The 14,680-nt window shown below is 61.8% G+C and carries 7 protein-coding genes and 1 pseudogene; 4 read left to right on the top strand and 4 right to left on the bottom strand.

Annotated elements, in window-relative coordinates; all coding sequences use genetic code 11:
* Positions 1-167: 167 nt before the first annotated feature.
* The 3 genes and pseudogenes from ACIQYU_RS18985 to ACIQYU_RS18975 form a co-directional block, all read right to left on the bottom strand.
* Positions 168-1,754, bottom strand: coding sequence for an ABC-F family ATPase (locus tag ACIQYU_RS18985; RefSeq protein ID WP_075045122.1), 1,587 nt, complete (start codon positions 1,752-1,754; stop codon positions 168-170).
* Between the two features lie 20 nt (positions 1,755-1,774).
* Positions 1,775-1,981: pseudogene (locus ACIQYU_RS18980) on the bottom strand (site-specific integrase); the annotation flags it as partial.
* A 63-nt stretch (positions 1,982-2,044) separates the two neighbouring features.
* Positions 2,045-3,412, bottom strand: a complete 1,368-nt coding sequence (locus ACIQYU_RS18975; protein ID WP_207834900.1) for an HD domain-containing phosphohydrolase — start codon at positions 3,410-3,412, stop codon at positions 2,045-2,047.
* A gap of 171 nt (positions 3,413-3,583) precedes the next feature.
* Here ACIQYU_RS18975 and ACIQYU_RS18970 point away from each other — a divergent pair, with 171 nt between their 5' ends.
* Together ACIQYU_RS18970 and ACIQYU_RS18965 are read left to right on the top strand one after the other, a co-directional pair.
* On the top strand, positions 3,584-4,510 hold the full coding sequence (locus ACIQYU_RS18970) for a cytochrome-c peroxidase (protein ID WP_207835127.1): 927 nt from the start codon (positions 3,584-3,586) through the stop codon (positions 4,508-4,510).
* Positions 4,507-6,318, top strand: a complete 1,812-nt coding sequence (locus ACIQYU_RS18965) for a DAHL domain-containing protein (RefSeq protein ID WP_402801477.1) — start codon at positions 4,507-4,509, stop codon at positions 6,316-6,318. The genes ACIQYU_RS18970 and ACIQYU_RS18965 overlap by 4 nt, the downstream gene beginning before the upstream one ends.
* A 73-nt stretch (positions 6,319-6,391) precedes the next feature.
* Here the strand turns inward: ACIQYU_RS18965 and ACIQYU_RS18960 are convergent, their stop codons facing one another.
* The gene (locus ACIQYU_RS18960; protein WP_207834883.1) at positions 6,392-6,649 is read right to left on the bottom strand and encodes a hypothetical protein; all 258 of its coding nucleotides are present in this window, start codon (positions 6,647-6,649) and stop codon (positions 6,392-6,394) included.
* Positions 6,650-7,405: 756 nt separating this feature from the next.
* Between ACIQYU_RS18960 and ACIQYU_RS18955 the strand changes: the two genes are divergently transcribed.
* Both ACIQYU_RS18955 and ACIQYU_RS18950 read left to right on the top strand, forming a co-directional pair.
* Positions 7,406-7,750: a hypothetical protein gene (locus tag ACIQYU_RS18955; protein ID WP_207834881.1), complete on the top strand. Its 345-nt coding sequence runs from the start codon at positions 7,406-7,408 to the stop codon at positions 7,748-7,750.
* A 355-nt stretch (positions 7,751-8,105) separates the two neighbouring features.
* On the top strand, positions 8,106-14,680 hold a 6,575-nt coding region (locus ACIQYU_RS18950), incomplete at its 3' end, for an Ig-like domain-containing protein (protein ID WP_402801473.1).

Raw genomic sequence — 14,680 nt, 5'->3', positions numbered from 1 at the left:
ATTCGTCGGGCAGTGCCAGACTGTGGGATTGACGGTGGATTGTTCGCGGGTGAACCCGCTCCCACAGGATTTGCATAGGCCTCAAATGCTACGCAGTCCCTGTGGGAGCGGGTTTACCCGCGAAGAGGTCGGCCCTGCCATACAACATGGCCAGGCCGCCCTGTCAATCAGACCAGTACGCCCTGGCTACGCAGGTAATCGTCGTAGGTACCGCTGAAGTCCACCACGCCATCAGCCGACAGCTCGATGATGCGCGTGGCCAGCGACGACACGAACTCACGGTCGTGGCTGACGAACAGCAGGGTGCCCGGGTAGTTTTCCAGCGCCAGGTTCAGCGCCTCGATCGATTCCATGTCCAGGTGGTTGGTCGGCTCGTCCATCACCAGTACGTTCGGCTTCTGCAGGATCAGCTTGCCGAACAGCATGCGGCCTTGCTCACCACCGGAAATCACCTTCACCGACTTGAGGATCTCGTCGTTGGAGAACAGCATGCGCCCGAGGGTGCCGCGGATCACCTGTTCGCCGGAGGTCCACTGGCCCATCCAGTCGAACAAGGTCATGTCGTCTTCGAAGTCGTGGGCGTGGTCCTGGGCGTAGTAGCCCACTTCGGCGCTGTCGGTCCACTTCACTTCACCCTTGTCCGGGGTCATTTCACCGACCAGGGTGCGCAGCAGGGTGGTCTTGCCGATACCGTTGGGGCCGATGATCGCCACGCGCTCGCCAGCTTCGATGGTGAAGCCCAGGTCCTTGAACAGCACCTTGTCGTCGAAGGCCTTGGCCATTTTCTCGACGGTAACGGCCTGGCGGTGCAGCTTCTTGGTCTGTTCAAAGCGGATGAACGGGCTCACCCGGCTCGACGGCTTGACCTCGGCCAACTGGATCTTGTCGATCTGCTTGGCCCGCGAGGTGGCCTGCTTGGCCTTGGAGGCGTTGGCCGAGAAGCGGCTGACGAAGGTCTGCAGTTCAGCGATCTGGGCTTTCTTCTTGGCGTTGTCCGACAGCAGTTGCTCGCGGGCCTGGGTGGCAGCGGTCATGTACTCGTCGTAGTTGCCCGGGAACACGCGCAGCTCGCCGTAGTCCAGGTCGGCCATGTGGGTGCAGACACTGTTGAGGAAGTGCCGGTCGTGGGAAATGATCACCATGGTGCTGTTACGCGCGGTGAGGATGGTTTCCAGCCAGCGGATGGTGTTGATGTCCAGGTGGTTGGTCGGCTCGTCGAGCAGCAGTACGTCCGGGTCCGAGAACAGCGCCTGGGCCAGCAGCACGCGCAGCTTCCAGCCCGGTGCCACTTCGCTCATCGGGCCGAAGTGCTGTTCCAGCGGAATACCCAGGCCCAGCAGCAGTTCACCGGCGCGGGATTCGGCGGTGTAGCCGTCCATCTCGGCGAATTCGGTTTCCAGCTCGGCGACGGCCATGCCGTCTTCCTCGGTCATTTCCGGCAGCGAGTAGATGCGGTCACGCTCGGCCTTGACCTTCCACAGCTGGCCGTGGCCCATGATCACCGTGTCGATCACGGTGAATTCCTCGTAGGCGAACTGGTCCTGGCGCAGTTTGCCCAGGCGAGTGTTTGGCTCGAGCATGACCTGGCCACCGGACGGCTCCAGGTCACCGCCGAGGATCTTCATGAAGGTCGACTTGCCGCAACCGTTGGCGCCGATAAGGCCGTAGCGGTTGCCGTTGTTGAATTTGACGGAAACGTTTTCGAACAGCGGCTTGGAGCCGAACTGCATGGTGATGTTGGCGGTGGAGATCAAGGAGCTTACCTATCAATAACTTACGTGGCTTCTTCGCAGCTGCGGACCAATTTCGGACCAATCTGGAGCTTTTCCGGCTCCTGCCAGTCGTTGGACGAGTTAATCCAGCGCGCATAAGTCGATAGAGCATCTGCACGCCATGCCCGAGCTGTTGGGCGATAAATGCGGGGGTTGAGACCAGACATTGAACCTATTGTCGCATATGTGAGACGGCAGTCATACGGGGGCGGCCAGGCACCGCGCTTGCCACGATGCTGGTCAAACGGATTCAGCGCCTGCCCGCAACCGGGTCAGCCCGCCGCTGCGGGCGCCGGCTGCAGGCTGGCTGACTGCTCGGGAATCCTGACGAACACGCTGTATTTGCCACCTTCCATTTCTTCGAAGGCAATCAGTTTTTTTACCAGCAGACCGCTCAGTACCTTGCCGGCATTCAATAACAGCATGCCGTTGTCGGCATTGAGGTTGCGCGCCAGTATCATGCCCTCTGCCAGCTCGTGGGTGCTCAATACCTTGATCGCCGGGTCGGTCAAGGTAATGTCACGCATGTACTCGGCACAGACATTGACGAAGTCTTCCACGAGGTCTGGGTCATACAGCTTTCCAGAATATTTGCGTATGTAGAGCAGTGCCTCATCGCTGTTGAGCTGGCGATCCAGGACCAGTCCGCGCTGCAATTCGATGAAATCCACGGCCATTTTCAGCCAGCGGGCGCCCAGTGGAATTGCCGCGCCTTTCAGGTGGCCCGGAAAACCGCTGCCGTCCCAGCGTTCCTGGTGGTGAAGTATGAGTTGTGCGGCCTCCTTCATTGGCTCCAGGGTCATGACCAGCGCTTCGCTCTGTTTCGGGTATGACCGGTATAGTTCGCGCTCTTGTGGAGGTATGAGATCGGCAGGGCAGGTGAGCATGCTGTCGGTCCAGCTCATCTTGCCGATGTTGTAGAGGGCTGCAGCCATGGTCAGGTTGCGACAGGTACCTTCGTCCAGCCCATGGCTGGCGCAATACACCCGTATCAATTCTATGACCTGCCGGTTGGTCTGCTTGGCCTTGGGCAGGCGCATGTTGCCTAACTGCGAAAAGAACTCGGTGCTGGTCACGTAACTGCGCTTGAGTTCTTCATAGGCAAGGTCAAGCATGTCGGCAGTTTGTTGCAGCTCGGCGGTGCGCGCCGCTACACGCTGTTCAAGGCTTTCGTTAAGCGCCTTGAGCTGCTTGATCTGAACCTGAGTGAGCTGTTCCAGGCGCTTACGTTCGCTTTCCGAATGTTGGTGGGCCAACGCCTGGCGCAAGGTGACCACCAGCTCTTCATCATTCCAGGGTTTGCTGATGTAACGATAGATATGCCCATCATTGATGGCTTTTGCGATGGTGTCCGTGTCAGCGTAACCCGTAAGCAGAATGCGCAACGTGTCGGGAAAACGCTCATGTACGTGCGCCAATAGCGTGGCCCCGTCCATGTTTGGCATGCGTGCATCACTCATCACCAGGTTGATCGGGCGCTGCTGGAGTAACTGCAGGGCATCGGCGCCGTTTTCAGCGAGGAGGAGTTCGTAGGGTTGGTTGCGTAGCAGACGTCGAAGGCTGTTGAGAATCGAGGGTTCGTCGTCAACCAGAAGTATCACGGCTTTGTCTGCTGTGCCATCGGTAACGGGTAGCTCCATGGGTCCCTCCTTGCCGGTCTCAGCCAGACTAGTCCCTGGCCACAGCCTAGATGATATTTGCCCCGGCTGTTAGCTTTTGTCGGTTGGCCTCACTATGCTCGGAGACAGGTGCTTCTCGCCAGGGAGGGTTGCGCTGTGCCGATCTGTCTGCAGGTTCGCATCGTTTCCGCGATGCTTGTGGTTTTGCCAGCATTGGCGTTTGCCCAGAGCATCGGTGGGCCGTTGACGCCATTGCCGGCGGTGCCTGAGCTTGACCCTGCCCGGGTGGAGCTGGGACGCAAACTGTTCAATGACCCGCGTTTGTCCCCTGATAACAGCCAGTCCTGTGCTGATTGCCATCGCCTGGACCGTGGTGGCGCGGACGGGCAGGTGCGCTCGCCTGGTGTAGATGGCAAGCCCTTGGCAGTTCACACCCCCAGCGTTTTCAACGCCAGCCTGAACTTCCTGCAGTTCTGGGATGGGCGTGCGCAATCGTTTGACGGCCTGGTGCACCTGGCAACCGGTAGTGCGGACGACAAAGGAGATGGCTGGTCTGCCGTGGTTCAACGAATTGCTGGCGATCCGGCCTACCAGGCTGGTTTTGCCCAAGCCTATGGCAAGCCAGTGACTACCCTCGATGCCAGGGATGCCCTCGTCACGTACCAGCGTACCTTGCTGACACCCGATTCACGCTTCGATCGCTATCTGAAGGGAGATACCAGCAGCCTCAGCCTGGAAGAGAAGCATGGCTATCAGCGCTTCCAGGAATACGGTTGCATAGCCTGCCATCAGGGCGTGAACATCGGCGGCAATATGCTGCAGAAGTTCGGTGTTTTCGATGACTACTTCGCCAACCGTGGCAATGTTGCCGAGGCGGATCGGGGGCACTACAACGTGACCGGTGATCCGGATGACCTCTATCTGTTCAAAGTTCCCAGCCTGCGAAACGTAGCGGTCACTGCCCCTTACTTTCATGACGGTTCGGCGCCTACCCTGGAAGCCGCTGTCGATGCCATGTTTCATTATCAGTTGGGACGTAATCCGAGCGACGATGATAAAGCGCTGATCATCAAGTTTCTGCGGACGCTCACTGGCCAGTGGGAGGGTAAGCCGCTATGAGATTGAACGCGCGGCGCAGTCTTCTGCTGTTGGCTACATGTGCCATGTCGCTGGCGTCGGTGCTGGTCTATTTGTACTGGATGTCCAAATCCGATGAGAATGGTACCTACGCCCAGGCGCGTGATCTGATTCGCCAGATCAAGCAGTACGATGCCCAGTGGGAAGGCGCAGTGCTCAAGTCGCGCACCACTACCAATTACAACTATGACCCGCTGGTGCTGCCGCTGCTGGAAATGAAACGTCTTTGGCGGGAATTCGGCACGCTGGAGGGGCGTCACCCGCAAACAGATATGCTTGCCTGGCAAACGGCCTTTCGCGATTACCAACAAGCCTTCGACGACAAGGTGCTGCTGGTCTCGCGCTTCAAGTCGCACAATGCGATCCTGCGAAACTCCCTGGCTTTTCTCCCGGCTGCAGCGGATGTAATACAGGTGCACCTTCGTCAATTGGTCGATGCCGATACACTGCGCCTGCGCAGAATCACCAGCGATACCTATGACTTGATGCTAAGCAGCCTTGAGTTTGCCCAGACCACAACCGATGAAAAAGCTGCCGACATCCTGGTTGGACTCAACAATCTTTCGGTCAACAAGGAGCGCTTGTCTGTCGACTTTCAGGTGCCTATCGATACCATCAGCAAACACATAGAGTTGATTCTTCGTGAGCAACCCAAGGTCGATCAGCTGCTTGAAGCGATCGAGGCGGTTCCGATCGCCGAGCGCCTGGACGCCATTGCCCTGATGCTGGACCGCGACGAGCAAGCAGCAGCGCTAACGGCTCAGCGATACCATTTCTACCTGCTGGTGTTTTCCACCCTGCTGGTGTTGCTGTTGCTGTACATGGGGATATGGCTAATGCGCAGCTATGCCGAAATTAACCGTGTAAACCGAGCGCTGGTGAGCGCCAACGACGAATTGGAACAGCGGGTTGAACGGCGCACCCAGGCACTCACCCAAGCCAGCGCTGCACTGCAGCGCGAGGTGGATGAACGCCGGCAACTCGAAAACCAGTTGGTCCAGTCGGAAAAGCTCGCCTCGCTCGGTCAGCTGGCAGCCGGCGTCGCCCATGAGGTCAATAACCCGATTGGTTTTGTCTCGTCCAACCTCGGCGCACTGGATGATTATTTCAACCGTTTGCAGGACATGCTCAAGGCATATGCTGACGCGGAAAATACCCTGATTCCGAACGGGCTCAGCGCGGAGCTGGCGAAATTGCGCACGGAAATCGAGCTGGACTACTTGCTGGAGGACATTCCGGCGCTGATCCGCGAATCCAAGGACGGTATCAGCCGCGTTGCGCGGATCGTCAAGGACCTCAAGGACTTTTCACGAGTAGACAGCAGCCATGACTGGCAACTGGCAGACCTGCATCAAGGCATAGAGTCAACATTGAACATTGTTGCCAGCGAACTCAGGCACAAGGCAGACCTTGTCAAGAATTACGGCGCATTGCCGCAGGTCGAGTGCCTGCCTTCGCAGATCAATCAGGTAATCATGAATCTGCTGGTTAATGCCACCCAGGCGATGGGCGCCGAGCGTGGCAGAATTACCCTGCGAACCGGCGCCAGTGACAATTGGGTGTGGATCGAAGTTGCAGACAATGGGTGTGGCATTCCTGCCGAAAGCCTGCAAAAGATCTTCGATCCGTTCTACACGACGAAGCCCATCGGCCAGGGCACCGGGCTGGGATTGTCACTTTCGTACGGAATCATCAAGCGTCATGGTGGCGAGATCCGCGTAGACAGCGAGGTGGGTGTCGGTACGACATTCAGGGTCGAACTGCCCATCCGTCAGGCCAGGTCGGCCTGAACCCGCCCCCGAGGGCACCAGGGAGGGAATGCAAAATGCTGTGCCCCCTGGGACATAAGCGCAAACAAACCCTTTAAGTGTAGTGGTGAGGATAAAGCTTCATGTCGTGTTCCAGCTTTTCGGCATCCGTCACCCGTTTGCGAACCTCGGCATAAAATTGCTGGCTGTGATTCTGGAATCTTTTATAGTTCTGCGCACTTGCTTTCAGGGCTGCCTTCAGCTCGTCTCCGTTCAGGCCTTCAGCTTTTTTTTGGGAAACTACATATTTTTGCCAGCTGTTTTCTACTTGCGAGAGCCCTTGTGCTAGGGCTTGAGTCTCGATTGTCGCCATGGGTGCATCCTCTTCAAGGCCGGTTCTGGCCAGATGGTATGGATCGCTAGAGCGACGATGCAGATGCAGGGTACTGAGGCCATCGAAAAAGCGCCCGAACGTGGAGCTTAGCTTGTATGTAGCGCTTTGCGGGACAGTCCAGTGTCAGGATGTTGGAACGGGAATTGCTGCGACCCTGAGGCATCGATCATGCGGGGTACGCAGAAATGACTCAGAATGACCGCTACTACATGATCTTCGTTGTGGTTGCTGTGCTGGTCCTGGATCTGGCAGCGACGTTTGTGTTTCTGAAGGCCATCGCCTGATCCCCGTTTGTGGGCCCAGTTGCACCCGAAATCGGGGGCTTCGGCAGGGTGACAACCCGGCTCGGGCAAGCCTTGCCCGCTCTCTGTCGGGTTCATGGCCACACGGCACTGCAGGCCCCGAGTCGAGCGCCAGCTGAAATCTCGCGCAAGAAGACCATGCGCTTGCGGCCATGCCTGTGCGAGCCCACTGGAAAACAAGGGAAGCTCGCCCAGGCTGGCCGATCTGGAACATGCCGAGTAACCCACGAACCAGGTTATCTTCGCGGGGAGAGCCCGCCCCTTGAACCGATATAGCAAACAAGCCTAATGCCCGGGTGACATTGAGCAGTAACATGGGCAAACCAAAACAAAAAAAGGGCATGCGGCTTGGCAACACTTTACCAGGTTACTCGATGGGGTAGCAGGAGTGTGTCGCGTGAAGAGCTCAAGGTCGGTAGCAGGCGCAATACTGATGTCTACTTTCGCCACACTGTTCATGGCAGGCTGCGCACATGACCCCGATGTGCGTGAGGGCCATGGGTATGCGTCCGGAGCCACGGAAAGAAGTACGCCGGCGTACCTGGGGTGCGTCAAAAGCGAACTTCCAGGGCGTGTGAAAACCTACCAGGTCGATGGTGACAACTCGGTCAAACTGTTCGTCGATAGCACCGACCCCAACAAGGCGGGTGGCTTGGTCGAGGTGCGGGGCACGGGAGCCCGGCAACAGTTCAGGGCTTATCAACGCGATGCCTGGTACGACCACGGCAGGCTGCTGGACGCCGCGCTGATGTGTTCAAAACCAGTGGCTGGTCTCTGAACAAAGTGGCCAAACTCAAGTTTGGCCAGGAGACTGCCAATTTTTTGCCTGCGTCCAGTTGAGTGGGTCTGACCGGGAAGTGCCATCCGTTTGCATCCATCAACATGGCCGAAGGTACTTTTACGTACGCTTTCCCAAATAAGGTCAACTTTATTTTATTGATCAAGAAACTATTTGTGACTATTTAATTCGGAATAGCAGGACACTCGGGTCGCCGTGTTGGTGTAGTCGTCAGCGTTGTAAGTCTTTCCGAGTTATTTATAGAAAACCGACTGGCGTTTTAGGGAGGGCATGCTATTTCTGGATATACGAGTGCGACTGCTCGGTCGTGCTGTTGACAAAGGGACTGTCAGGTATGTCGATTCAGGCCAAGGTATCTCCCCTCGCTCAAAGTGTTTCTTCTGCCGCCCCCATCGCAATCCCCAACAACGGAATACTGACACTCACCCAGAGCAGTAACGTTGTTCTGGATATTGCTCCTGAAAGCGTGACGGGCTACACAAAAAGCGGTCCCGATCTGATCGTACAACTGAAGTCCGGCGAAAGCCTGCGCATTGCCAACTTCTATGTCGAGGGGCAGCCTGCAAGCCAGTTGTACCTGGTTGACCGGGACAAACTACTGGCCGTCGACTTGCCGCCGGTTGCTGCCGATGGGCCGCTGGTGGCGGGTTATGTGCCCCAGGAAAGCCTTGCCGGGTTCGACTCGCTCACTGCTGCCGACAGCACCGTTGCCGGGCTGAGCCCTGGCGGTGCACTGCTGGCCGGCGCAGCGATCATCGGTGGCGGCGTTGCGATCGCCAATAGCAACGATGGTGGTGGTGGCGGTGGCAGTGGTGAAGGCAGCGTGCCGCCTGACACCACGGCCCCGGCCCCGGCTAGCGGCCTGCAGATTGCCACGGATGGCAGCAGCATCAGCGGCAAGGCCGAGCCGGGCGCCACCGTGGGCGTCGACAGCAACGGCGACGGGCAAACGGATGTAAGCGTGGTGGTCGGCCCTGATGGCAACTTCCAGATTCCGCTGAACCCGCCACTGACCAACGGCGAAACGGTTTCTGTAGTGGTGACCGATCCGGCCGGCAACAGCAGCCCGCCCGTGACCGTGCAGGCCCCTGACTTTCCTGATGCGCCGCAGATCAACCCGAGCAATGGTTCCAGCCTAAGCGGTACCGCCGAGCCGGGCAGCACCGTGGTGCTCACCGACGGCAACGGTAACCCTATCGGCCAGACTACCGCCGACGGCAACGGTAACTGGTCATACACCCCGGACACCCGGCTTCCAGATGGCACGGTGGTCAAGGCGGTGGTCGAGGATGCCGCCGGTAACAGCAGCCCGCCCGCCAGTACCATCATCGATGGCGTGGCGCCGTCGGCACCGGTGATCAACCCGAGTAACGGTACCGAACTCAGCGGTACCGCCGAGCCGGGCAGCAGCGTTACCCTCACCGATGGCAGCGGCAATCCGATCGGCCAGACGACCGCCGATGGCAACGGCAACTGGAGCTTCACCCCCGCGACACCGCTGCCTGACGGTACCGTGGTCAACGCCACTGCGACCGACCTGGCCGGCAATACCAGCGGACAGGGCAGCACCACCGTGGACGGCGTGGCCCCGGGCGCGCCCACCATCAACCTGAGCGATGGCAGCAGCCTCAGCGGCACCGCCGAACCAGGCAGCACTGTGGTCCTCACCGATGGCAACGGCAATCCCATCGGCCACACTACAGCCGACAGCAATGGCAACTGGTCGTATCCCACGGATAGCCAACTGCCTGATGGCACGGTGGTCAACGCGGTGGTCGAGGATGCCGCCGGCAACAGCAGCCCGCCCGCCAGCACCATTATCGATGGCGTGGCGCCGTCGGCCCCCTCGGTCAATCCGAGCAACGGCACCGTGATCAGCGGCACCGCCGAGCCGAACAGCACCGTGACCCTCACCGATGGCAGCGGCAATCCGATCGGCCAGGTGATGGCCGATGGCAGTGGCAACTGGACCTACACCCCGACCACGCCGATTGCTGATGGCACAGTGGTCAACGTGGTGGCTCGGGACGCAGCCGGCAACACCAGCATGCCCTCGAGCACCACAGTGGATTCGCAGGCCCCGGCGGCACCGGCAGTCAACCCCAGCAATGGCAGCGAAATCAGCGGCACCGCAGAACCGGGTAGCACGGTCACCCTGACCGATGGCAGCGGCAACCTGATCGGCCAGACTATTGCCGACGGCAACGGTGACTGGACCTTTACCCCGGCCACACCGCTGGCCAACGGCACGGTGGTCAACGCCGTGGCCCAGGACCCGGCCGGCAATACCGGCCCGCAGGGCAGCACCACGGTGGATGCGCTCGCACCCGCTGCGCCGGTGGTCAACCCGAGCAATGGCGCCGTACTCAACGGCACCGCCGAGCCAAACAGCACGGTGACCCTCACCGATGGCAGCGGTAATCCGATCGGCCAGGTGACGGCCGATGGCAGTGGCAACTGGACCTACACCCCGGTCACGCCGATTGCTGATGGCACAGTAATCAATGTGGTGGCCCAGGACGCAGCCGGCAACAGCAGTATTCCGTCGAGCACCACAGTAGATTCACAGGCCCCGGCCGCACCAGTGGTCAACGCCAGCAATGGCACCACGATCAGTGGTACCGCAGAACCGGGTAGCACCGTCACCCTGACCGATGGCAGCGGCAACCTGATCGGCCAGACCGCCGCCGACGGCAGCGGCAACTGGAGCTTTACCCCCGGCACGCCGCTGGCCAACGGTACAGTGGTCAACGCCACGGCAACCGACCCGACTGGCAACACCAGCGCGCCGTCGAGCACCACGGTGGACTCGGTGGCCCCGGCTGCGCCGGTGGTCGAGCCGAGCAATGGCACGGAAATCAGCGGTACCGCCGAGCCGGGCAGCACCGTCATCCTGACCGATGGCAGTGGCAACCCGATCGGTCAGACCACCGCTGACGGCAACGGCGACTGGAGCTTCACACCTGGTACGCCGCTGGCCAATGGCACGGTGGTCAACGCCACGGCGACCGACCCAGCTGGCAATACCAGCGGGCAGGGCAGCATTACGGTGGACGGTGTGGCGCCAGGCGCGCCCACCGTCAACCTGAGTGACGGCAGCAGCCTCAGCGGTACCGCTGAGCCAAACAGCACGGTGACCCTCACCGATGGCAGCGGTAATCCGATCGGCCAGGTGACGGCCGATGGCAGTGGCAACTGGACCTACACCCCGGTCACGCCGATTGCTGATGGCACAGTAATCAATGTGGTGGCCCAGGACGCAGCCGGCAACAGCAGTATTCCGTCGAGCACCACAGTGGATTCGCAGGCCCCGGCCGCACCAGTGGTCAACGCCAGCAATGGCACCACGATCAGTGGCACCGCAGAACCGGGCGCGACCGTGACCCTGACCGATGGCAGCGGCAACCCGATCGGCCAGACTACCGTTGACGGCAGCGGCAACTGGAGCTTCACCCCCGGCACGCCGCTGGCCAACGGTACCGTGGTGAACGCTACGGCAACCGACCCGACCGGCAACACCAGCGCGCCGTCGAGCACCACGGTGGACTCGGTGGCCCCGGCTGCGCCGGTGGTCGAGCCGAGCAATGGCACGGAAATCAGCGGTACCGCCGAGCCGGGCAGCACCGTCATCCTGACCGATGGCAGTGGCAATCCGATCGGCCAGACCACCGCTGACGGCAACGGCGACTGGAGCTTCACTCCTGGTACGCCGCTGGCCAATGGCACGGTGGTCAACGCCGTGGCCCAGGACCCGGCCGGCAATACCGGCCCGCAGGGCAGTACCACGGTGGATGCGCTCGCACCCGCTGCGCCGGTGGTCAACCTGAGCAATGGCGCCGTACTCAACGGCACCGCCGAGCCAAACAGTACGGTGACCCTCACCGATGGCAGTGGTAATCCGATTGGCCAGGTGACGGCCGATGGCAGTGGCAACTGGACCTACACCCCGGTCACGCCGATTGCTGATGGCACAGTAATCAATGTGGTGGCCCAGGACGCAGCCGGCAACAGCAGTATTCCGTCGAGCACCACAGTGGATTCGCAGGCCCCGGCCGCACCAGTGGTCAACGCCAGCAATGGCACCACGATCAGTGGCACCGCAGAACCGGGCGCGACCGTGACCCTGACCGATGGCAGCGGCAACCCGATCGGCCAGACTACCGTTGACGGCAGCGGCAACTGGAGCTTCACCCCCGGCACGCCGCTGGCCAACGGTACCGTGGTCAACGCCACGGCAACCGACCCGACCGGCAACACCAGCGCGCCGTCGAGCACCACGGTGGACTCGGTGGCCCCGGCTGCGCCGGTGGTCGAGCCGAGCAACGGCAGCGAAATCAGCGGCACCGCCGAGCCAGGCAGCACCGTCATCCTGACCGATGGCAGCGGCAACCCCATCGGCCAGACGACCGCCGACGGCAACGGCGACTGGAGTTTCACTCCTGGTACGCCGCTGGCCAATGGCACGGTGGTCAACGCCACGGCGACCGACCCAGCTGGTAACACCAGCGGGCAGGGCAGCACCACGGTGGACGCTGTGGCGCCAGTCGCGCCCACCGTCAACCTGAGTGATGGCAGCAGCCTCAGCGGTACCGCCGAGCCAAACAGCACGGTGACGCTCACCGATGGCAGCGGTAATCCGATTGGCCAGGTGACGGCCGATGGCAGTGGCAACTGGAGCTTCACTCCAGCGACGCCGCTGGCCAATGGCACGGTGGTCAATGCCACGGCGAGCGACCCGGCGGGCAATACCGGCCCGGCAGCGACGGTCACCGTCGATTCCAGCGCGCCGGCTGCGCCGATTATCAATCCGAGCAACGGCGTAACCATCAGCGGTACGGCTGAAGCGGGCGCCACTGTGACCCTGACCGATGGCAGCGGCAACCCGATCGGCCAAATCACCGCCGACGGCAGCGGCAACTGGAGCTTCACCCCCGGCATGCCGCTGGCCAACGGTACCGTGGTCAACGCCACGGCAACCGACCCGACCGGCAACACCAGCGCGCCGTCGAGTACCACGGTGGACTCGGTGGCTCCAGCTGCGCCGGTGGTCGAGCCGAGCAACGGCAGCATGATTAGCGGCACCGCCGAGCCAGGGAGCACCGTGACCCTGACCGATGGCAGCGGCAACCCGATTGGCCAGACTACTGCCGACGGCAACGGCGACTGGAGCTTCACTCCTGGTACGCCGCTGGCCAATGGCACGGTGGTCAATGCCACGGCGACCGACTCAGCTGGCAACACTAGCGGGCAGGGCAGCACCACGGTGGACGCTGTGGCGCCAGGCGCGCCCACCGTCAGCCTGAGTGACGGCAGCAGCCTCAGCGGTACCGCCGAGCCAAACAGCACGGTGACCCTCACCGATGGCAGCGGTAATCCGATCGGCCAGGTGACGGCCGATGGCAGTGGCAACTGGACCTACACCCCGGCCACGCCGATTGCTGATGGCACAGTAATCAATGTGGTGGCCCAGGACGCAGCCGGCAACAGCAGTATTCCGTCGAGCACCACAGTGGATTCGCAGGCCCCGGCCGCACCAGTGGTCAACGCCAGCAATGGCACCACGATCAGTGGTACCGCAGAACCGGGTAGCACCGTCACCCTGACCGATGGCAGCGGCAACCTGATCGGCCAGACCGCCGCCGACGGCAGCGGCAACTGGAGCTTTACCCCCGGCACGCCGCTGGCCAACGGTACCGTCATCAACGCCACGGCAACCGACCCGACCGGCAACACCAGCGCGCCGTCGAGCACCACGGTGGACTCGGTGGCTCCGGCTGCTCCAGTGGTCGAGCCGAGCAACGGCACGGAAATCAGCGGCACCGCCGAGCCAGGCAGCACCGTCATCCTGACCGATGGCAGCGGCAACCCGATCGGTCAGACCACCGCCGACGGCAGCGGCAACTGGACCTTCACGCCCGGTACGCCGCTGGCCAACGGCACGGTAGTCAACGCCGTGGCCCAGGACCCGGCCGGCAATACCGGCCCGCAGGGCAGCACCACGGTGGATGCGCTCGCACCCGCTGCGCCGGTGGTCAACCCGAGCAATGGCGCCGTGATCAACGGCACCGCCGAGCCAAACAGCACGGTGACGCTCACCGACGGCAGTGGTAATCCGATTGGCCAGGTGACGGCCGATGGCAGTGGCAACTGGACGTTCACCCCGGGCACGCCGCTGCCCAATGGCACCGTGGTCAACGCCACGGCGACCGATGCCGCCGGCAATACCGGCAACCCCGGTAGCACTACCGTGGACTCGTCGCTGCCGTCGATTCCGCAGGTCGAGCCGAGCAACGGCTCGGTGATCAGCGGCACCGCCGATGCGGGCAACACCATTATCCTCACCGATGGCAACGGCAACCCGATCGGCCAGGTCACCGCCGATGGCAGCGGCAACTGGAGCTTTACCCCCGGCGTACCGCTGCCGGATGGCACCGTGGTCAACGCGGTGGCGCGCAACCCCGGTGGGACCGAAAGTGCACCGGCGGTCATTACCGTGGACGGCGTGGCGCCGGCGGCGCCAGTGGTCGAGCCGAGCAATGGCACGGAAATCAGCGGTACCGCCGAAGCCGGCGCGACGGTCATTCTCACCGACGGCGGCGGCAACCCGATCGGCCAGACCACCGCCGATGGCAGCGGCAACTGGATCTTCACGCCTGCGACCCCGCTGGCCAATGGCACGGTGATCAATGCCGTGGCCCAGGACCCGGCCGGCAATACCAGCGGCCCGACCAGTGTCACTGTTGACGCCGTCGCGCCGCCCGCACCCATCATCAACCCGAGCAACGGGGTGGTGATCAGTGGTACCGCTGAAGCGGGGGCCAAGGTGATCCTTACCGACGGCAGCGGTAATCCGATCGGCGAGACGACCGCCGACGGCAGCGGCAACTGGGCCTTCACGCCTGCGACCCC

The organism is Pseudomonas sp. NPDC096925 (genome assembly GCF_044762545.1).
GTDB lineage: Bacteria > Pseudomonadota > Gammaproteobacteria > Pseudomonadales > Pseudomonadaceae > Aquipseudomonas.
The sequence above is the reverse complement of the archived record's forward strand: the minus strand, read 5'-3'. Positions and strand labels throughout refer to the sequence as shown.